This is a genomic window from Achromobacter sp. D10 (assembly GCF_035282245.1).
In the GTDB taxonomy this organism is placed as follows: domain Bacteria; phylum Pseudomonadota; class Gammaproteobacteria; order Burkholderiales; family Burkholderiaceae_B; genus Achromobacter; species Achromobacter insolitus.
In genome coordinates, this window is sequence record NZ_JAYJLE010000013.1 from 124,325 (window position 1) to 142,807 (window position 18,483).

The following is an 18,483-nucleotide window of genomic DNA, read 5'->3' on the forward strand; positions in this document are numbered from 1 at the left end:
CGCGGCGCCTACGCGAATTTCAAGGTCTGGCCCAGACCCATTCCGCGGGCCTTTTCAAGCATGGCATGGCCCAGCGCGATGTCGGTGGTGGACAGGCCGCGGTGCCAGAACAGGATGGTCTCGTCGTCGCGCTCTCGGCCTGGTCTCAGGCCGGCCACGATCTGGCCCAGTTCGGCGTGAAGATTTTCCTCGGTGATGCGGTCGCTGTCGACGTGGGCGCGCAAGGCGCCGTAGGGCAAGCCTTTGCGGCATTGGCCCCAGTCATCGACCACCACCTTGCTCATGATGTCGGTCAGGCTCAGTTCCACGGCGCTCATGGTGCCATAGGGCATGACGAGGGCGCCGGGCTTGATCCATTCGGTCTTGAGCAGCGGCGTGGGCTCGGGCAGGCGCGAGGCCTCGACCACGATGTCGGCGCCCCGCACGCAGGACTCCCAATCGTTGACGACCTTCACCGGTTTGCCCAGATCGCGCGACAGGCGCTCGCCAAAGGCCTGCTGGCTTTCCGGGCGGCGCGAATGCACGCGGATCTCGTCGAAGTCGTAGAGGCTGTCGAGCAGGCGCACGTTCCAGTATGAAGTCCCGCGCGACCCGATATGGCCCAGCACCTTGCTGTTCTTGCGCGCCAGATACTTGGCGCCCAGCGCCGTCACCGCGCCGGTACGCATGTCGGTGATGGCGGTGGCGTCGACCACGGCCAGCGGCTTGCCATTGACCGGATCGAACAGATTGAGCAAGGCCATTTCCGAAGGCAGGCCGACCTTGTAGTTGTCGACGAAGTCGCTGACCACCTTCACGCCGGCCACGTGCAGCGGCTCGATGTAGCCGCGCAGCACATTGAAGTGCCCTTTGGCGGAAGACTCGGGCACCAGGTGCATGCGCGGTTCGATGACGGTCTTGCCTCGTCCCTGGGCGTCGAGCGCGCTTTGCACTGCCGCCAGGATTTCCGCGTCGGTCAGGGCCAGCGCGCGGACGTCGGGGCCATTCAGGTAGGTAATGTCTATGGATTGCATGATGTCTCCTCTGTTATTGGATCGGTTGTATGCCGGCCTGCTTGACGATGGCCGCCCATTTGTCGGTTTCCTGCTGAATCGCCCGGGTGAAATCCGCGCGGCTTGAGCCGGCGGGGTCGACGCCCAGGCCGGCGAACTTCTGGCGCACGGATTCTTTCTGGAGGGCCTGCGCGATGTCGGCCTGCAGCTGGTCGAGGATCGCGGCGGGCACCTTGGCCGGCGCGACGATGCCGTACCAGGAGGTCACGTCGAAGCCGGGATAACCGCTTTCGGCCACCGTGGGCACGTCCTTCAATTGCGGCAGGCGCTGCGGGCCCGCGACCGCCAAGGCGCGCAGCTTGCCGGACTGGATATGCGGCAACACGGTGGAGACGCCGGCGAACATCATGTCCACATTGCCCGCCACCACATCGTTCACGGCGGCAGCCATGGCGTTGTACGGGATGTGGCGCGTGACGATGCCGGCCGACTGGTTCAGCAGTTCGCCCGCCAGGTGGGCGCCGCTGCCGGGGCCCGGCGAGGAGTAATTGAGCTTGTCCGGATGCTGGCGCGCATAGGCCACCAGTTCGGTGAATGTCTTGGCGGGCACGCGGTCGTTGACCACCAGCACGTTGGGCGAGGTGGCCAGCATGGTCACCGGCGCGAAGTCCCTGGCCGTATTGAAAGAAAGCTTGGTATAGAGCAGCGGGTTGACGGTCAGATTGCCGGCGGGCGCCAGGGCCAGCGTGTAGCCGTCGGGATTGGCGCGCGCGACGTAGTCCATGCCGATGTTGCCGGAGGCGCCGACCTTGTTCTCAATGATGACTGGCACCCCCCATTTGCCGTTGAGTTCCTGGCCGACGATGCGGGGCAGGGCATCGGCGATGCCGCCGGCCCCGAACGGCACGACGATGGTCACGGGTCTGGCGGGATACTTGCCTTCGGCCGCCGCCGCGGGCCCGGACAGTGAGGCGGCCAGCAAGCTGCCACCCAGGTACAGCGCAAGATACTTATTCATGGAATTCCCCTTGTTGTCGGTCGGACTGCGGCGCGGCGCCTATCGCGCGGTGCCGCGCTCCGTGTCAAGAAACTGATCGGCGCGCGCAATGTCGTCGGCGAGCCTTCTGTCTTGCGAAAGAAATGGCACTTCCTGCCGGAAAGCCGCGAGCACCGCGCCGGTTCCCTTGCCCACGGCGCGCTGCGGGTCGGCGCGGGTGCGCAGGTCCACAGCCTGCGCCGCGTGGATCAGTTCGATGCCGAGCAAAGTGCGCAGGCGCGCGGCCTGTTGCGCGACGCGTTGCGCGGCCAGCGGGCCGTTCGTGGCCACATCCTCGATGTTCCCCGCAACGGCCAGGGCGTCCGACGATACGGGCTGGGACAAGGCCCGGATCTCCGTGGCAAGCAGCGAAACGGGCTTCTGGATGGTGGTGTAGGCCAGCGTGGTTTCGTTGGGCGACAGAAAGCGCGGCAGCTTGGTGAAGGCCGGGTCGCCCATGCGCAGCACCCGCTGCGCCGAAGATTGGGCCACCTGCGACAGCGCCACCCCCACCGACTGCAACGGCACCACCCAGGCCGTGGGGTCGAACCCGGCGCTGGGCAGCACGGCGCCGCGCAGCTTGCCTTCGGTGACGTAATAGCGGGCCTCCTGCGGCGTCGCGCCAGCCGGCGGAGAGACGTCCAGCGCCACGGTCGGGTTGTCGTCCGACGTATTGATCTGCACCATCAACTGTGTGTCCAACTGCCGCAAGGCTTCGCGGGCGGCGCCATGCACCTGGCTCACGGTACGGAAGCTCAAGGGGTCCTGCAGGGGACGCTGCGCATCCACCTGCCACAGCGCGCTGCCTTCAAGCAGCGACAGAATCCGCCGCGCCACCTGCTGCTGGGCCGGATACGGACGTTGGGCCTGAGTGGCGGGCAGCAGGGGAGCGACGTTGCCGTTCAGGCCTTCAAGCGACAGGGCGGCAACCTCGTCCGCGCGGTCCAGCACCCGGCTGGCGTCGTGCGCGGCCAGGATGGCCAGCGCCGCGCCGTAGGCATTGGAGCTCAGCAGGGAAAGGGAATCCTTGGCGTAAGGCTTGACCGGCGACAGGCCCGCCTGGCGCATGGCTTCGGCTGCCGGCAGGCGCTTGCCGCCGGCTTCCACCATCCCTTCACCCATCATGGCCAGGCCGATCTGCGGCAGGATGGTGATGTCGGCCTGGCCGACCGAACCTTGCCCGAGCACCACCGGCGTCAGGCCCTTATTAAGGAATTCAGCGTACTGGCGGATCAGGGGCGGGCTCATGCCCGTGCCGCCGGCCAGCGCGGTGTTGAGCCGAATCAGCATGGCGGCGCGCACTGTGTCCGCCGATGCCGGTTCGCCATAGGCCACGGTGTGCGACAGCAACATGCGGTGGTTGAAAGCGGCGGACAGCGCCCGGGCCTCGTCCGACAACGTGTCGCCGGAGAAGATGGTCTGGTCCTTGTTCTGGCCGACGCCGCGATTCAGGCCGTACACGGGTTGTCCCAGGCGGCCGTACTCCAGCAGCAGGTCGTGCGAACGGGCCACGCGCTGCCACGCGGCCTCGGTGGGCGCTACGGGCTGGCCGCCGCGCGCCACGGCGACCACGTCCGCCGCAGTGAGCGAACGCCCGTCCAGTGCCAGGGGGGCTTGGCGGGCTGCTTCGCGCGTCTGCGCGGATGCGGCCAGCGCGGCGGCAGTGGCGGACATGGCCGGAGCGGCAGGGAGAGCGGCGGCGAGGGCCAGCAACAACGGACCAGCAAACCTGCGGGAAAAGCCTGTCTGAACGCGAACTTCAACAACGGGAAGACGACGCATCACAGCTCCTCGAACGGAGGAAGGGGGAAAGGAGGGGGAACTGCACCTTGAGCATGGACAAAGCCAGGCCGACGGCTTGCGCGCACACGATGGCTAAGGGGTGTTGCCCAGGTGCGGTGCGGCGGATGGCGCTCATGGCGCGTTCCGGGATGCGGTATCGGCGAGATTTATTTAACTCGTATATACAAGTACAGTCAAGCGAAGAATACGACCCTGTTTCTCTGGCCGGATTGACGGGGGCGCTTGTTAAAATGCGGCGCTCAAGTGCTTTGCCTGGCAGGGCTTTTCCCCGCTCCTGCCCATGTCCGTTACAGCCGCGTGGCAGGGGCAACGGCTTTTAATCAGTTCTTAAAACGCAGCCGGCATGCTGCGGCATCATTTACCCCCCTGGAGCTTTCTTGCGTGTCCTGCTAGTAGAAGACGACGCCATGTTGGGCGACGCCGTGCATACCAGCCTGGTGCAATCGGGCGCCGACGTGCAATGGGCGCGCGATGTCGCCCAGGCGCGCCTGGCTTTGGTGGAGCACGGCTTTAACGCCGTGCTGCTGGACCTGGGCCTGCCCGACGGCAGCGGCCTGGCGGTCCTGAAGCATTTGCGCGCGCGCTACGACGCCACCCCGGTCCTGATCCTGACCGCCCGCGACCGGCTGAGCGAGCGGGTGCAGGGCCTGGACGCGGGCGCCGACGACTACATCGTCAAGCCGTTCCAGCTCGATGAACTGCTGGCTCGCTTGCGCGCCGTGGTCCGGCGCAGCAGCAATGCCGTGGTTTCGGCGCTGCGCTGCCGCGACGTGGTGCTGGAGCCCGCCCGACGGGCGGTGACCCGCGACGGCGTCGAAGTCAATCTCAGCGCGCACGAGTACCGGACGCTGCTGGCGCTCATGGAGCGCGTCGGCCACACGGTCAGCCGCGAACAGCTGGAGGCCGCCGTCTATGGGGACAGCGGCGCCATCGAAAGCAACACGGTGGCGGTCTACATCCACCAATTGCGGCGCAAACTCGGCGACAAGCTCATCGTCACGGTCCATGGCCTGGGTTATCGCATCGAGGCGCCGGAATGAAGACGCTGCGCAAGCAGCTGACCCTGACGCTGCTGTTGACGATGACCCTGTCCTGGATCGCCGTGTTTGGGTTCCAGCAATATGAAGCGACCCGTTCGCAGACCGGCGCGCGCGACCAGTGGCTGCACGACGCGGCCAGCCAGATGCTGGCTTCCCTGCCGGTCAGCCTGCTGGGCAACGAGGCTCCGTCCGAACGTTTCACGCCGCCTACGCCCAGCCGCGTCGACCGCGACAAAGTGCGCTTCCATTTGTGGTCGCTGGCTGACCGCCGGCTGCTCCTGCGTTCGCCGGAGTCGCCCGAGCAGCCCTTGAGCGGCGGTTTCCGGGACGGCTATTCCGACGTGACCGCCGACGGCATGGATTGGCGCGTGTATGCGATCTCCGACGCGCAAGGTCGCGTGCAGGTGCAAGTGGCCCGGCCGCAGAGCGAGTTGCGGGCGCAGTCTTTGCAAAGCCTGAAGCGCGGGCTGATCATCGTGTCCGTTCTTTTTGTGTTGCTGGCGGTGGTGAGCTGGGTAGTGGTCGGCCGCGCATTCAGGAAAGTGGACCGCGTCGGCGTGGCGGTTTCGCGGCGCGGTCCGTTCGACCTGGCGCCGCTGCCCATGGCCGGGATGCCCGGCGAACTGCGCCCCTTTATCCGCTCGATCAATCAGCTGCTGCTGCGTGTCAAGGGCGGCATGGATCGCGAGCGCCGCTTTCTGGAGGATGCCGCGCACGAACTGCGCACCCCGCTGGCTGCCTTGAGCGCGCACGCGGAACTCGTGGCCCGCAGCGCCGGCTCCGGCGACGCGCCGGCGGCCATCGAGAAATTGCGCCTGGTGGCCCAGCGCACCTCGCGCCTGTCGGAGCAGCTGCTGGACCAGGCCCGCATGGACGCGCTTATTGCAAGCGCCGACGAGCCAGAATTGATCGAGCTGGACAAGCTGCTCGTCATGCTGGTGCGCGATTGGGAAACGGACGCAACCCGCAAGCAACTGCGCATCCAGTTGGACGTGCAGGCTTGCGTCGCCCGCGGGCGGCTGGACGCCTTGGGAGTGCTGGTGCGCAACCTGCTGGACAATGCCGTGCGTTATACGCAAAGCGGCGGCCAGATTGCCGTGTCTTGCGGGCCGTCGCCCGTTGGCGGGGCCTGCCTGCGCGTGGCTGACGATGGTCCCGGCATTGCGCCGCAGGAACGGTCGCGTGTGTTCGACCGCTTTTACCGCGCCCCGGGCAGCGCCGCCGGCGGCAGTGGCATCGGCCTGTCGTTGGTGGCGCAGATCGCGCAACAGCATGGCGCAAGAGTGGATCTGGACGTGGGCCTGCGCGGCAGGGGCGTGGGGTTGACGGTGACGTTCCCGCCCGTGGCCGGTACGTCGGCCGCCTGAATTCCGGTCGTCGAAGATCAGCCTGCCAGATGGCCGGGCATCAGGGCTGCGCTGCGCACGCCTGCCAGATGGTAGATTAGTTTCCGGTCAGCGGACTGCGGGAGCGGCGGCAGTGGCGGGATTTCAATGGATGTTCTGATCACTACGGCTGCGCGCGCGCTGGCAGCCGGCAACCCGCTGGGCGCGCTGAACCTCGTGGCCTTGCGCGACGACGCGCCCGCGCTGGCCTTGCGCGGTATCGCCATGGCGCAGCTGGGAGATTTTCGCCGCGCCCGCACCTTGCTGCGCACCGCGGCCAGGAACTTCGATCCCAAGAATGCGCTGGCCCGGGCCCGGTGCGTCGTGGCCGAGGCGGAGATTGCCCTGGTTTCGCGCGACCTGTCCTGGCCGGAGAAGGCGCTGGAGGCCGCGCGAGCCGCGTTGGACGCCTACGGCGATCCCGCAAATGCCGCGCACGCGCGGCATTTGCAGGCCAGGCGCGAATTGCTGATCGGTCGGCTCGATCGCGCCGAGGACGCCCTGGCCATGCTGGATCCGGGCACCCTGGCGCCGGCGTCCCGCGCCATCCACGAACTGATCGCAGCCGGCATTGCCTTGCGGCGGCTGCGCACGGGCCCGGCGCGCGCGGCGTTGACGCAGGCCGAGCTGGCGGCTCGCGTTGCCGGCATTCCGGCCCTGATGGCCGAAGTCGAACACGCTACGCTGGTCCTGAACACGCCCGCCGCGCGGCTGGTCGGGCAGGGGGGCCAGCGGCCCATCCTGCTGGATGAAGTGGAAGCGCTGCTGGCGTCCGACATGCTGGTGGTGGACGGATGCCGCCATGCGGTGCGTGGAGAGGGGCTGGAGATCCCGCTGGCCAGCCGTCCGGTGCTGTTCGCGCTGGCCCGCGTCCTGGCCGAAGCCTGGCCGCAGCCCGCGCCCAGGGAAACACTCATAGCGCAGGCCTTTCGAACCGCTTACTTCGACGAGACGCACCGCGCGCGCCTGCGTGTCGAAATCGGGCGCCTGCGCGCGGCCTTGGGAGGGGTGGCCGGGATCAGCGCGGCGCGCGGCGGCTTTGTCCTGAAGCCAAGAGAGGGCAGGCAGGTGGCGTTGCTGGCGCGGCCCGCAGGCGAAGGTGGCAGGGACCAGGGAGCCGTCCTGGCCTGCCTGGCCGATGGCGAGGCCTGGTCCAGTTCGGCCCTGGCGCTGGCGCTGGGCGCAAGCCAGCGCACCGTGCAGCGCACGCTGGACGCACTGGCCGCGGCGGGCAAGGTGCGGGCTTGCGGGCAAGGCCGGGCCCGCCGCTGGATGACGCCGCCTGTGCCGGGATTCACGACAACCTTGTTACTCCCGGCCGCGCTCGCCGACAACTAGCATGGATGCTCGAACCCCAGTTAAAGGACATCGACATGAAGCGCACGCAAGCCCAGATCATTCGCGAGTACGGTCCCTTTCCCGGCGTGCAGGCCGTGCATGGCGTTACCTATGATGGCCGCCAGGTATGGTTTGCCACCGGTGAGAAACTGGTCGCCATGGATCCCGACAGCGGCAGCACCCAGGCTTCCATCGACATGGTCGCCAACGCGGGCACGGCCTTTGACGGCAAGCATCTCTACCAGATCTCCGACGGCAGCATCGTGAAGCTCGAACCGCAAAGCGGCCGGGTGCTGGCCCGGATTCCGGCGCCGGGCGGCGGCGGCGCCTCGGGCATGGCCTGGGCCGAGGGCAGCCTTTGGGTCGCCGAGTACCGCCAGCGCAAGATCTACCAGGTGGATCCGGAATCCGGCCGGGTGCTGCGCACCATTGAATCCAACCGCTACGTCACGGGGGTGACCTGGGTGGACGGACAGCTCTGGCACGGCACCTGGGAGGATGGCGCCAGCGATCTCCGGCAGGTGGATGCGCGCACCGGCGAAGTGCTGCAAAGTGTTGAAATGCCGGCGGGTACCGGCGTATCCGGATTGGAGTCGGATGGCGCCGGTTGCTTTTTCTGCGGCGGCGGCGAAAGCGGCAAACTGAGGGCGGTGCGCCGTCCGTCAGCCCAGTCCGACGATACGGTGGTCACCAGCGGATGATGTAGGGCCTGTCTCCCAGCTCCCACACGCCGCTCTTGCGTTCCAGCATGATGTGCTCCGTCTGCCATTCGTCCGGCTGCTCCTGCGAGGCGAAGCCGGATATGTACGGACGGAAGGCGGGATCCACCGCCCAATCCGCGGCGGCGCGGTCCAATCGCCATTCGAACTTCACTGCCGAGACCAGGTTGGGGTTGTCGTCGAACGGATTCTTGAGCGGCTTGGTATAGGTGAGAATCTTGCCGATCTGCAGGCCGGGGGCGCAGAACTTCGCGGTGTAGACCAGCTTGGAACTGATGCGCGCCTCGCCGTCCGTGTAGTACGGGCGGCCCTTGTCGGTCAGCTCCACGCGGCTGGTCGCGTCATCGGGATCCTCGTCCGCTCGAGGCGGCCCGCCGTCGCCGCTGGCGCTGACGCGCTTGACCGTGATCAGCTCGTGCTTGATCAGTCCCTGCACGATCCTGTCCTGGCTTTCCAGGATCGAGGTGTAGGCATTGGTGGGCAAGGGCCGCACGCCCACGACGCTGACGCAGGCGCCGACCGGCGCGTACGCCGGCTGCGCCGTCGCCTCGAGCAGGATCTTGCGTATCTTGCCTTCGTTCAGGCCCGGGCCCAGTGGCGATTCCCACCATGCATAAAAACCCGCGGCGCCAGCGATGATCAGGCCCAAGGCCCAGGCCTTGCGTGGAATCCGGCGGCGTTCGGTCGTGCGCTGCTTCTGGTTCATTCCCTTCCTTGCGGCTTGTGGTCCCGCGATAGTAACGCGGGCCGGCCCGGGGCCCGGCAAGCCTCGTCGGCGGTCCCGCGGCGCAAGGCGGGTAAGCAAAGACCATACAGGACGGCGCCCGCGATCCACGGCCATCCGTTCCAACCAGGTGGTGACGCATAGAGCGCGGTGATGGCCACGGGCCCGACTATTGAACTCAGGTTCGACAGCCCGGCCAGCGCGCCTTGCAGCCGACCCTGGCGCTGCGGGTCCACTTGCGCCGACAGCATGGCTTGCAGCGCGGGCATGCCTACGCCGCCCGAGGCCAGCAGGATCATGATAGGAAAGGCCATCCATCCACGCGTCGCGAATGCCAGCAAGACATAGCCCAGGGCATCCGCCGCCATGCCCAGCAACAGCGTCCGCGCTTCGCCCAGCCGCGCTGTGAGGGCGCCTGTGGCCAGCGCCTGCACCAGCGCGTGCAGCGCGCCGAACGCGGCCAGCGAAATGCCGACGGTGGCGGCATCCCAGCGGAAACGGTCTTCGCCGAAGATGACCCACAGCGTGCCGGGCACTTGCCCCGCGAACTGCATGACGAAAAAAACGGACATCAATGCGATGACCACCGGTTTGCCGCGCGCCCACAGGAAGGAAGACGCGGGCATGAGAGCCTTCAACGACAGCGGGCGCCGCTCGCCGCTACGTGATTCCGGCAGCAGGAAACAAGCCATCAGGAAATTCAGCCCATTCAAGAATGCGGCGCCCAGGAAGGGCATGCGCGGCGAGATACCGCCCATCAGTCCGCCGATGACGGGACCGGCAATCATGCCGAGTCCGAAGCAGGCGCTCATCAGCCCGAAATAGCGGGCTCGTTCGCGGCCGTCGGCGTGGTCGGCGATGCAGGCGCCCGCCACGGCGCCCGTCGCGCCGGTGATACCCGCGACGAGCCGTCCCAGATACAGGACGAGCAGGGTCGGGGCCGTTGCCATGACCAGATAGTCAATGGCGGCCCCTGCGAGCGAGAGCAGCAGAATGGGCCGCCGCCCGTAGCGATCGGAAAGCGCGCCCAGCGCCGGGGCGCAGAGGAACTGCATCAGCGCATAGGCCGCGAGCAAGGCGCCATAGTGGCCGGCGATGTCCTCCGACCGGACCAGGTCGCGCAATAAACCGGGCAGGACCGGCATGACCAGGCCGACGCCTACCGCGTCCAATGCAACGGTGCTCAGGATGACGAGGACGTTGCCGGCCTTCATGGTCGGTTTCCGGGGAGTTTTACGGCATGCATGGATGTGTATTATTTATCGTTGATAAATTTTTCAGCACAGTAATTTATCATTGATAAATTTTCAAGCCGTTCGAGGAAGAAGCATGACGAAATTGCAGCGGGATACCGTGATCCGCGCGGGGCTGGACCTGCTTGACGAGGTCGGGGTGGACGGTTTGACGACACGCAAGCTGGCCGAGCGCCTGGGCGTCCAGCAGCCCGCGCTTTACTGGCATTTCAAGAACAAGCGCGCATTGCTGGATAGCCTGGCCGAAGCGATGCTGTCGGAGCGCCACACGTACGCCATGCCCAAGCCCGGCGACAGCTGGCGGACGTTTCTGAAGGGCAACGCGCGCAGCTTCCGGCGGGCGCTGCTGGCCTATCGCGACGGCGCCCGCATACACGCCGGCACCCGACCGAGCGAACCGCAGTTCGATGCGGTGCAAGCACAACTGGGCTTTCTGTGCGGCGAGGGGTTCGCGCCGGCTGACGCGGCTTATGCCTTGGTGGCGATCAGCTGCTTCACGGTCGGAGCGGTTCTTGAGCAGCAGGCCGCGGAGAACGATGGCCAGGACCGCCGAACCGGCCAACCGGAAAGCCTGGCGCCCAAGGCGCCTTTACTCGCCGCAGCGTTGCGGACTTTGGACGATGGCGGGCCCGATGCCATGTTCGAGTATGGGCTTGCGATGTTGCTCGATGGTCTGAAGCAGAAGCGCAGCCCGTCGCTCAAGCCCGATTGACTCATCCAAAAGTCGTAGTCATCCCGTCTAGGGTAATTCCTGACGAGAAGCTGATTGTCAGCGATTAGTCAGAAAGGTTTAATCAGCACACGGTTGCGCCTTGTCCGCAATCGCCTCGGCGGGATACCGCAGCAGGCGTCGCCATCCCGCGTCCACGCAGGAGAAGTAACTACAAGCTGGTCCATGTAGTCCTTTCAGGAGACAACAAGCCATGCAACACGTTACAAAGCCCCGCCGCAAGTTCATCTCGGGCGCTGCCGCCGCCGGCGCCGCGGCCCTCGGATTTCCGGCTGTCACCCGGGCGCAGAATGCCCCGATTTCCCTGCGTTTCCAGAGTACCTGGCCCGCCAACGACATCTTCCACGAGTTCGCCCGCGACTACGCGCAGAAGGTCAATGACATGGCCGGAGGCCAGTTGAAGATCGAGGTGTTGCCGGCTGGCGCCGTGGTCAAGGCATTTGATCTGCTGGACGCGGTGTCAGCGGGCACGCTGGACGGCGGACATGGCGTGGTCGCCTACTGGTACGGCAAGAATACGGCGGTGGCGCTGTGGGGGTCCGGCCCGTCTTTCGGCATGGACGCCAACATGCTGCTTGCCTGGCACGAATATGGCGGCGGCAAGGAGTTGCTGGTCGAAATCCAGAAGGCCATGGGCGTAAACGTGGTGTCGCTGATGTACGGGCCGATGCCGACTCAACCTTTTGGATGGTTCAAACGGCCGATCACAAAGATGGAAGAGGTCAAGGGCCTGAAGTTCCGTACCGTGGGCCTGGCCATCGATATGTACACCGCCATGGGTGCAGCCGTGAACGCGTTGCCCGGCGGGGAAATCGTGCCGGCACTGGACCGCGGGCTGCTGGACGGGGCGGAATTCAACAATGCCTCGTCGGACCTGGCCCTGGGCTTCCAGGATGTGTCCAAGATCTGCATGCTGCAGAGCTTCCACCAGAGCGCCGAACAGTTCGAAGTGCTGTTCAACAAGGCCAAGTACGACGCGCTGCCCGAACACCTGAAGCACATCCTCAGCTACGCAGCGCAGGCTTCCAGCGCGGACATGTCCTGGAAGGCGTCCAACCGCTATTCACAGGACTACATCAAGCTGCAGAAGGATCACAACGTCAAGTTCTACAAGACGCCTGACGCCATCCTGCAGCAGCAGTTGAAGATCTGGGACGAAATGATCGCCAAGCGCTCGGCTGAAAACCCGCTGTTCAAGAAGGTGCTGGATTCCCAGCGCGCCTTCGCCGAGCGGGTGGGGCGCTGGCACGGGGATACCTCGGTCAACTTCCGCATGGCCTACAACCACTACTTCTCGCGCGGTACCAAGACCGCCTGAGACCCAGCCCGTACCTGCTGACGCGGGCCCCCTCCAGGGGGGGCGCCTGCGGACCGGCCAAGCCGGATCCGTGGCGCCCTGGATTGGGTAGAGCATCTTGATTGTGCAGAGCATATCTGCCGCATGCCGCGCGCCTTTACCGGGGTGCGGCGGGACGCCACGCGTCTTGACCTGGAAGTGAGATGATCCGAATCATACGTTTCATAGACCGTATCTCCACTTTTGTCGGGCAGGCCTTTGCCTGGTTGATCGTAGTCCTGACATTGCATGTCTGTTGGGAGGTGGCCGCGCGCTACCTGTTGAACCAGCCCAGCGCCTGGGCGTTCGATCTGCAGATGATGTATTACGGCATCCTTTTCATGATGGCCGGCGCGTATACCCTGGCCAAGAATGGCCATGTGCGCGGCGACATCCTGTATGGCTTCCTGCCACCTCGCGTGCAGGCGGGGCTGGACCTGATCTTGTACATCGTGTTTTTCTTTCCGGGCGTGATCGCGCTGGTGTGGGCAGGCTGGTATTACGCCGGCTATTCGATCGCCATCCGCGAACACTCATCGTTAATGGCCAACGGGCCACCGATCTATCCCTTCAAGGCTTTTATCCCGATAGCGGGCGCGGTATTGCTGGTGCAAGGCGTGGCGGAGGTGCTGCGCTGCGTGCTGTGCCTGCGACGCGGCGCCTGGCCCTCCCGCGCCGAGGACGTCGAGGAAGTGGACGTCGACAAGCTCAAGCAGATGGTGCATGTGAAGGACGAAGACATCGCCAAGCTGGATCGCTACGTCACTTCCGGGGAGCCGCGCTCATGAAGATCCACAAGGCGCTGTGGTTCGGCCTATCATGCATCGGGCTGGTGCTGCTGATGATCGCGTTCCTGACGCCCTGGGACCACCTCACTACGGGGCATATAGGCCTTTTGATGCTGGCGCTGATCGTGGTGGCGATCATGCTGGGCTTTCCGACCGCATTCACGCTGATGGGCATGGGGGTGCTGTTCACCTTCCTGGCCTACTACATGCAGAGTTCCGATGCAGGCCGTTCGGTCGGGCAGACACTGGACCTGATGGTGCAGCGCACGTACGCCACGATGACGAACGACTCGCTGATCTCGATTCCCTTGTTCGTGTTCATGGGCTATCTGGTCGAGCGCGCCAATCTGATCGAAAAGCTGTTCCGTTCCATGCACCTGGCCCTGGCGCGTTTGCCGGGCGCGCTGGCGGTGGCCACGCTGGCGACCTGCGCGATCTTCGCGACCGCGACCGGCATAGTCGGAGCGGTGGTCACGCTGATGGGCCTCTTGGCCATGCCGGCCATGCTCAAGGCGGGCTACAGCGTCCGCCTGACCGCCGGCTCCATCACGGCGGGCGGCTGCCTGGGCATTCTGCTGCCTCCCTCCGTGATGCTGATCGTGTATGGCGCGACCACCGGCGTATCGGTCGTGCAGCTATACGCGGGCGCGCTGTTCCCGGGCATCATGCTGGCGGTGCTGTACATGATCTACGTGATCATCGTCGCGAAGCTGCGTCCCGACATGGCGCCGCCCCTGCCCAAGGAAGAGCGCGGCGTGCCCTTGTCCCAGGAGTCCGCGGCGCTGGCGTCCGGCGGTTACACGCGCGCGGTCTCCGGCATGCTGGCGGCCTTGTTCAAGGGACGCCGCAACCAGAATGTGCCGCTCGGCTTCCTGATGCGCAACATGGCGCTGGCGCTGGCGCCGTTGGCGGTGACGGTGCTGCTGGTGGCGGTGGTCTACCAGGCGTCGACGCGCCCGGAAGTCGTTTACGAGATTCCAGCCGAACTGCAGCTCGGCTCGGGAGGCTTCGATTCAGGCTTGAGCGAACCGCCTGCCGACGGCTTGGCGGAACCGCCATCGAATGAACTGGCGGAACCTCCTTCCAATGAACCGGCCGCGCCGACCGGCCTGGCCGAGCCGCCGGGCGCGCAGGCTGCCGCCCCGGCGCCCGCCGCCGGGCAGGCGCCGCCAGCCGCTGACGCCGGCATCGCCGCGCCGAAGGGGTTCTGGATCTTCGCGGGCATATGCGCGGCGATCCTGGTGGTGTTCTATGCGATGCTGACCTGGGCGCGCATGGAAATCTTCAAGATGCTGATGGCCTCGTTCTTTCCGCTGGCGGTGATGATCGCGGCGGTGCTCGGCTCCATTGCCTTCGGGCTGGCCACGCCCAGCGAGGCCGCCGCCATGGGCGCCATGGGCGGAGCGCTGCTGGCGCTCGCGTACCGGAGGCTGAACCTGCCGGTGCTGCGCGAATCGGTGTTCCTGACCGCCAAGACCAGCGCCATGGTGTGCTGGCTGTTTGTCGGTTCGTCGATCTTCTCTGCGGCGTTTGCCTTGCTGGGCGGGCAGCGCATCATCGAGGAATGGGTGCTGTCGCTAGGCCTGTCGCAACTGCAGTTCCTGCTGTTGGCGCAGGTCATCATCTTTCTGCTGGGTTGGCCCCTGGAGTGGACCGAGATCATCGTGATCTTCATGCCCATCTTCGTGCCGCTGCTCAATACGTTCGGCATTGACCCATTGTTCTTCGGCCTTCTGGTCGCGCTGAACCTGCAGACGGCGTTCCTGTCGCCGCCGGTCGCGATGTCGGCCTTCTATTTGAAGGGCGTTTCGCCGCCGCATGTGACCCTGAACCAGATCTTCCTGGGCATGATGCCTTTCATGGGCATCCAGGTGGTCGCGATTTTCCTGCTGTATGTGTTCCCCGGCATCGGCATGTGGTTGCCGACGGTGTTGTACCGGTAAAGGATTTCAGGGAGGCGGCCTGCGGCTTGCCTTCCGTCCTGCCGCGGCTCAAGCGGTGCCCGGTATGGCGCGGCGCCCCAGGCCGGCCGAGAACCGGATCAGATAGCCGTCCGGATCCTGTACCAGGAACTGATGCACGCCGACTTCGGTCGTCCCCGCGCGGTACCACTTTTCTTCAGCCTGCATATACAGCGGCCAGCCGGCGCCGCGCAGGGCGTCGACTATCGGTGTAATCGCGGGAACCTCGATCTGCAGATTGATCCCGCGCCCCAGCGGCGGCTCCAACGGGCCGGTAATCCAGTTCCTGCCATGACCGTATTCTTCCAGCATCACCTGCGAGCCGTCGTGGTCCAGGTAGGCAAAGCGATCCTCCGGACGGTCGTAGGCTATCGAGAACCCGCACAACCCGCACCAGAAGCGCAGGCTCTTGTCGATGTCCGAGACCAGCAGCTCGGGCACGACGCGGGCCGCGGAAAACTCGGAAGCGGGAAGCACGGGATAGGTCATGGCGGATATCGTCAGAGGGAAGCGCCGGCAGGCGCGGATGAGGCGCGCAATGACAGGCCGGAATCAGCGGTGGGGCGCGCAAGAACATAAACGGCGGTGTCGTGGCCGTAGTGCCGTTCGTATGCTCTGAACGCGAAACCCAACTTTTCCAGCACGCGTATCGATGCCTGGTTGCCGGGCCAGACCACCGCAACGATTTCAGCCAGGTCGAGTTCGCGCCACGCATACTCGCACAGTTGCCCGGCAGCCTGGCTGGCATAACCCCGGCCCCAGGCTGCGCGCTGCAATCGATAGGCCAGCTGGATGCTGGCGGTGCCCAGCAGCGGAACCAGGCTGACCCAGCCGACCGCGGCGTCATCGACCGTGATTGCCCAATGGCCGAGCTGGGTCAGTGGTTCGCGCAGCCATGCCAGGAGTTCCTGGCGCCGCGCGTCGTCGGCAGGCTTGATCCCCGTGCTGTAGCGCATGACTTCGGGATCGGACTCCATCGCCAGCAACATGGGGATATCAGTTTCCTGCATGCGGCGCAGGGTCACGCTGGTTGGGGCAGGCATGGATTCGGCAGCCAAGGTGAAAACTTCGGGAATGATACCTGGCCCCGCCGCGATATGTGGTTTGTGAAAAATAATTAGGCGCCTTACTATATGCCCGGTCAAATTATCGATGGAGCCGATCCGCCCATGCAAGACATCCAAGCCATGCTGGAACCCAAGCACCGGGCATTGCTCGACGTGGCGGCAAGGCGCGGCCTGCCATCGGCCGAGGGAATCGGCCTGTGTTTTCAGCTGCTGTCGCTGGCCAGCGCCATCGACCGCGACTGCGCTGCCCGGCTCGCGCCGCGCCAATTGTCGGAGGGAAAGTTCGTGCTGTTGTTCCTGCTGCACGAGCAGGCCGGCGGCATGTCGCCCCATGAATTGGCCGAGGGCGCCGGAGTCACGCGTGCCACGGTCACGGGCTTGTTGGACGGGCTGGAGCGCGACGGGTTTGTTTCGCGGCGCGCGGCCAAGGAAGACCGGCGCAAGATGCTCGTGAAGCTGAGCGCCAAGGGTCGGGCCGAAGTGGGCTTGCTCTTCAAGACGCACACGGACTGGATAGGCGCTTTGTTCACGGGCCTGAGCCACACGGAGCGCGCAAGCCTGCGCGACCTGCTGGGCAAGATTTGGCAGGCAACGGACGCGGGCCGGGCCGCGAGCCAGGAGGATCTGCAATGAGCAGGAAATCCCCCCTTGCCGCCGCGCCGTCGGGCCGGGGCGTGAAGGACATCAGCGCCGAACGCCTGGCACAGCTGAACGCGGGTGAACCCGCCCGCAACCTGACCGAATGCCTGGCGGTGGACTTCGCCGAACTGCTGCGGGCTGCCGCGCCTGGGTTGGGTCCCCGGTCCATCGCGGCCCTGCGCGCGCAGGCGGGAGCGGGCATTTCCAAACGCATGGCCTTGGCGGCGCGGATCCTGCTGGAAGGACTGGGCCCGGATGCTTTCAGACAACTGCGCGATCATCGTTCCGACACCGTGCGGGGCTGGGCTTGCTTCATGGTTGGCGCGATGCCGGACTTGACGCTGAAGCAGCGCCTGGGGTTGATCCGACCCCTGGCCGATGACGCGCATTTTGGTGTGAGGGAATGGGCCTGGTTGGCGGTGCGCCCGCAATTGGCGGCTGAACTGGACGCGGCCGTAGAACTGCTGCAGCCCTGGACCGCGGAAGCTTCCGAGCGGCTGCGGCGCTACGCCAGCGAGTCCTTGCGGCCGCGCGGGGTCTGGTGCGCGCACATAGCCGTGTTGAAGGCAGACCCCGGGCGGGCGCTGCCTTTGCTGGAACCGCTGCGGGCCGATCCGTCTGCCTACGTACAGGACTCGGTGGCGAACTGGCTGAACGACGCAAGCAAGGACCAGCCCGCCTGGGTACGGGACGTTTGCGCGCGCTGGTCGGCGGGCAAGCCGGCCGAGGCGACGGCACGCATCTGCAAGCGCGCGCTGCGTTCCATCGGCGCCTAGCCTACAACTGGCTCATGCCGCCGTCGGCGATGATTTCCGTGCCCACGATGAAGGCGGACTCGGGCGAGGCCAGGTGCAATACGGTGGAAGCGATTTCCTGCGGGGTGCCGAAGCGGCCCAGCGGAACCTGGGCGCGGATGCTGGCAGCGGTCTTCTCCAACGTGGCGGCGTCCAGCCCCAGCTTGTCATAGATCGGCGTGGCCACGGGTCCGGGGCTGATGACGTTGACGCGGATGCCTCGCGGCAGCAATTCCGCCGACAAGGTCTTGGCCAGCGAGATCAGCGCGGCCTTGCTGGCGGCATAGATGGATGAGGCCGGCATGCCGATGCGGGCATTGATCGACCCATTGAGCACGATGGATGCCCCCGGATTGAGCAGCGGATCCAGCGCCTGCAGCTGGAAGAAGGCACCCTTGACGTTGGTGGAAAACGTCTGGTCCCAGAGCGCTTCCGTGGCTTCGGCCAGGGGAGCGAAGCGCGCCACGCCCGCGTTGATGAATACGGCGTCCAGTCGGATGCCGGCCTGGCGCAGTTCGGCGGCCAGCGCCGTGGCGGCGCCGGGAGCGCCGGCATCGTTGCGCAGGGCCAGGGCATGGGAGCCCAGGCTGGCGCGGACCTGCTTCAGCACGGCGGCGTCGCGGCCGGTGACGACCACGCGGGCGCCTTCGGCGGCGAAGGCCTGGGCGGCGGCGAGTCCGATGCCGCTCGTGCCTCCGGTGACCAGGACGGTCTTTTGTTCAAAACGGTTCATGGTGGGCTCCTTGGAAGCCGGGAAGTGTCCTGCGCGCTTGCGGCGGGCGGGATCGCCGCATTCCACGATAGATCAATCGGAAGCCTTGCGGGCGATTCGTTATAGTCATTGCGGACCGCGGTCCGAATCTGCGGCAATGCGGCAA

The 18,483-nt window shown here is 66.0% G+C and carries 18 protein-coding genes; 10 read left to right on the top strand and 8 right to left on the bottom strand.

The window, feature by feature from the left end; genetic code table 11:
• Window positions 1–8: 8 nt before the first annotated feature.
• The 3 genes from VCS63_RS25530 to VCS63_RS25540 are packed head-to-tail and all read right to left on the bottom strand — an operon-like array spanning window position 9 to window position 3,702.
• The gene (locus VCS63_RS25530; protein ID WP_149064430.1) at window positions 9–1,013 is read right to left on the bottom strand and encodes an ornithine cyclodeaminase family protein; all 1,005 of its coding nucleotides are present in this window, start codon (window positions 1,011–1,013) and stop codon (window positions 9–11) included.
• Between the two features lie 13 nt (window positions 1,014–1,026).
• Window positions 1,027–2,010, bottom strand: a complete 984-nt coding sequence (locus tag VCS63_RS25535; protein ID WP_063639893.1) for a Bug family tripartite tricarboxylate transporter substrate binding protein — start codon at window positions 2,008–2,010, stop codon at window positions 1,027–1,029.
• Between the two features lie 39 nt (window positions 2,011–2,049).
• The gene (locus VCS63_RS25540; protein WP_063639891.1) at window positions 2,050–3,702 is read right to left on the bottom strand and encodes an HAL/PAL/TAL family ammonia-lyase; all 1,653 of its coding nucleotides are present in this window, start codon (window positions 3,700–3,702) and stop codon (window positions 2,050–2,052) included.
• Between the two features lie 506 nt (window positions 3,703–4,208).
• On the opposite strand from VCS63_RS25540, the gene VCS63_RS25545 reads away from it, so the two are divergent.
• The 4 genes from VCS63_RS25545 (at window position 4,209) to VCS63_RS25560 (ending at window position 8,295) form a co-directional block, all read left to right on the top strand.
• On the top strand, window positions 4,209–4,871 hold the full coding sequence (locus tag VCS63_RS25545) for a response regulator transcription factor (protein ID WP_042793862.1): 663 nt from the start codon (window positions 4,209–4,211) through the stop codon (window positions 4,869–4,871).
• Window positions 4,868–6,238: an ATP-binding protein gene (locus VCS63_RS25550; RefSeq protein WP_042793861.1), complete on the top strand. Its 1,371-nt coding sequence runs from the start codon at window positions 4,868–4,870 to the stop codon at window positions 6,236–6,238. Before VCS63_RS25545 ends, VCS63_RS25550 begins: the two co-directional genes overlap by 4 nt.
• A 126-nt stretch (window positions 6,239–6,364) precedes the next feature.
• The gene (locus tag VCS63_RS25555; RefSeq protein WP_323881403.1) at window positions 6,365–7,594 is read left to right on the top strand and encodes a helix-turn-helix domain-containing protein; all 1,230 of its coding nucleotides are present in this window, start codon (window positions 6,365–6,367) and stop codon (window positions 7,592–7,594) included.
• A 35-nt stretch (window positions 7,595–7,629) separates the two neighbouring features.
• Complete coding sequence (locus VCS63_RS25560) at window positions 7,630–8,295, top strand: glutaminyl-peptide cyclotransferase (protein WP_063639887.1); 666 nt, start codon at window positions 7,630–7,632, stop codon at window positions 8,293–8,295.
• Here the strand turns inward: VCS63_RS25560 and VCS63_RS25565 are convergent.
• Window positions 8,282–9,019 (bottom strand): hypothetical protein, encoded by a 738-nt coding sequence (locus VCS63_RS25565; RefSeq protein WP_323881405.1) that lies wholly within the window; start codon window positions 9,017–9,019, stop codon window positions 8,282–8,284. The genes VCS63_RS25560 and VCS63_RS25565 overlap by 14 nt on opposite strands.
• Complete coding sequence (gene tet, locus VCS63_RS25570) at window positions 9,016–10,251, bottom strand: Tet(A)/Tet(B)/Tet(C) family tetracycline efflux MFS transporter (protein ID WP_164794918.1); 1,236 nt, start codon at window positions 10,249–10,251, stop codon at window positions 9,016–9,018. Before tet ends, VCS63_RS25565 begins: the two co-directional genes overlap by 4 nt.
• 115 nt (window positions 10,252–10,366) lie before the next feature.
• Between tet and tetR the strand changes: the two genes are divergently transcribed.
• The 4 genes from tetR to VCS63_RS25590 all read left to right on the top strand — a co-directional run bounded on the left by tetR (window position 10,367) and on the right by VCS63_RS25590 (window position 15,087).
• Window positions 10,367–11,002 carry a tetracycline resistance transcriptional repressor TetR gene (gene tetR, locus VCS63_RS25575; protein WP_164794919.1) on the top strand — a complete coding sequence of 212 codons (636 nt, stop codon included), beginning with the start codon at window positions 10,367–10,369 and terminating at the stop codon, window positions 11,000–11,002.
• Window positions 11,003–11,213: 211 nt separating this feature from the next.
• On the top strand, window positions 11,214–12,338 hold the full coding sequence (locus tag VCS63_RS25580) for a TRAP transporter substrate-binding protein (RefSeq protein WP_063639885.1): 1,125 nt from the start codon (window positions 11,214–11,216) through the stop codon (window positions 12,336–12,338).
• Window positions 12,339–12,520: 182 nt separating this feature from the next.
• Window positions 12,521–13,144 carry a TRAP transporter small permease subunit gene (locus tag VCS63_RS25585; RefSeq protein ID WP_042793856.1) on the top strand — a complete coding sequence of 208 codons (624 nt, stop codon included), beginning with the start codon at window positions 12,521–12,523 and terminating at the stop codon, window positions 13,142–13,144.
• Window positions 13,141–15,087, top strand: a complete 1,947-nt coding sequence (locus tag VCS63_RS25590) for a TRAP transporter large permease (protein ID WP_063639883.1) — start codon at window positions 13,141–13,143, stop codon at window positions 15,085–15,087. The genes VCS63_RS25585 and VCS63_RS25590 overlap by 4 nt, the downstream gene beginning before the upstream one ends.
• 48 nt (window positions 15,088–15,135) lie before the next feature.
• Here the strand turns inward: VCS63_RS25590 and VCS63_RS25595 are convergent, their stop codons facing one another.
• Both VCS63_RS25595 and VCS63_RS25600 read right to left on the bottom strand, forming a co-directional pair.
• Window positions 15,136–15,594 carry a bleomycin resistance protein gene (locus VCS63_RS25595; protein ID WP_063639881.1) on the bottom strand — a complete coding sequence of 153 codons (459 nt, stop codon included), beginning with the start codon at window positions 15,592–15,594 and terminating at the stop codon, window positions 15,136–15,138.
• 11 nt (window positions 15,595–15,605) lie between these two features.
• Window positions 15,606–16,148 (bottom strand): GNAT family N-acetyltransferase, encoded by a 543-nt coding sequence (locus VCS63_RS25600; protein ID WP_323881409.1) that lies wholly within the window; start codon window positions 16,146–16,148, stop codon window positions 15,606–15,608.
• A 126-nt stretch (window positions 16,149–16,274) separates the two neighbouring features.
• Here VCS63_RS25600 and VCS63_RS25605 point away from each other — a divergent pair, with 126 nt between their 5' ends.
• Together VCS63_RS25605 and VCS63_RS25610 are read left to right on the top strand one after the other, a co-directional pair.
• The gene (locus tag VCS63_RS25605) at window positions 16,275–16,805 is read left to right on the top strand and encodes a MarR family transcriptional regulator (RefSeq protein ID WP_323881410.1); all 531 of its coding nucleotides are present in this window, start codon (window positions 16,275–16,277) and stop codon (window positions 16,803–16,805) included.
• The gene (locus tag VCS63_RS25610) at window positions 16,802–17,587 is read left to right on the top strand and encodes a DNA alkylation repair protein (RefSeq protein WP_323881412.1); all 786 of its coding nucleotides are present in this window, start codon (window positions 16,802–16,804) and stop codon (window positions 17,585–17,587) included. The genes VCS63_RS25605 and VCS63_RS25610 overlap by 4 nt, the downstream gene beginning before the upstream one ends.
• A 1-nt stretch (window position 17,588) precedes the next feature.
• On the opposite strand, the gene VCS63_RS25615 is transcribed toward VCS63_RS25610, so the two are convergent.
• Window positions 17,589–18,338, bottom strand: coding sequence for an SDR family oxidoreductase (locus tag VCS63_RS25615; RefSeq protein WP_063962375.1), 750 nt, complete (start codon window positions 18,336–18,338; stop codon window positions 17,589–17,591).
• Between the last annotated feature and the right edge of the window lie 145 nt (window positions 18,339–18,483).

What these genes read in the sequence shown, in the direction of transcription:
- VCS63_RS25530 (WP_149064430.1), bottom strand. Translation starts at nt 1,013, where the DNA reads ATGCAATCCATAGACATTACCTACCTGAATGGCCCCGACGTCCGCGCG.
- VCS63_RS25535 (WP_063639893.1), bottom strand. Translation starts at nt 2,010, where the DNA reads ATGAATAAGTATCTTGCGCTGTACCTGGGTGGCAGCTTGCTGGCCGCC.
- VCS63_RS25540 (WP_063639891.1), bottom strand. Translation starts at nt 3,702, where the DNA reads ATGTCCGCCACTGCCGCCGCGCTGGCCGCATCCGCGCAGACGCGCGAA.
- VCS63_RS25550 (WP_042793861.1), top strand. Translation starts at nt 4,868, where the DNA reads ATGAAGACGCTGCGCAAGCAGCTGACCCTGACGCTGCTGTTGACGATG.
- VCS63_RS25555 (WP_323881403.1), top strand. Translation starts at nt 6,365, where the DNA reads ATGGATGTTCTGATCACTACGGCTGCGCGCGCGCTGGCAGCCGGCAAC.
- VCS63_RS25560 (WP_063639887.1), top strand. Translation starts at nt 7,630, where the DNA reads ATGAAGCGCACGCAAGCCCAGATCATTCGCGAGTACGGTCCCTTTCCC.
- VCS63_RS25565 (WP_323881405.1), bottom strand. Translation starts at nt 9,019, where the DNA reads ATGAACCAGAAGCAGCGCACGACCGAACGCCGCCGGATTCCACGCAAG.
- tet (WP_164794918.1), bottom strand. Translation starts at nt 10,251, where the DNA reads ATGAAGGCCGGCAACGTCCTCGTCATCCTGAGCACCGTTGCATTGGAC.
- tetR (WP_164794919.1), top strand. Translation starts at nt 10,367, where the DNA reads ATGACGAAATTGCAGCGGGATACCGTGATCCGCGCGGGGCTGGACCTG.
- VCS63_RS25580 (WP_063639885.1), top strand. Translation starts at nt 11,214, where the DNA reads ATGCAACACGTTACAAAGCCCCGCCGCAAGTTCATCTCGGGCGCTGCC.
- VCS63_RS25585 (WP_042793856.1), top strand. Translation starts at nt 12,521, where the DNA reads ATGATCCGAATCATACGTTTCATAGACCGTATCTCCACTTTTGTCGGG.
- VCS63_RS25590 (WP_063639883.1), top strand. Translation starts at nt 13,141, where the DNA reads ATGAAGATCCACAAGGCGCTGTGGTTCGGCCTATCATGCATCGGGCTG.
- VCS63_RS25595 (WP_063639881.1), bottom strand. Translation starts at nt 15,594, where the DNA reads ATGACCTATCCCGTGCTTCCCGCTTCCGAGTTTTCCGCGGCCCGCGTC.
- VCS63_RS25600 (WP_323881409.1), bottom strand. Translation starts at nt 16,148, where the DNA reads ATGCCTGCCCCAACCAGCGTGACCCTGCGCCGCATGCAGGAAACTGAT.
- VCS63_RS25605 (WP_323881410.1), top strand. Translation starts at nt 16,275, where the DNA reads ATGCAAGACATCCAAGCCATGCTGGAACCCAAGCACCGGGCATTGCTC.
- VCS63_RS25610 (WP_323881412.1), top strand. Translation starts at nt 16,802, where the DNA reads ATGAGCAGGAAATCCCCCCTTGCCGCCGCGCCGTCGGGCCGGGGCGTG.
- VCS63_RS25615 (WP_063962375.1), bottom strand. Translation starts at nt 18,338, where the DNA reads ATGAACCGTTTTGAACAAAAGACCGTCCTGGTCACCGGAGGCACGAGC.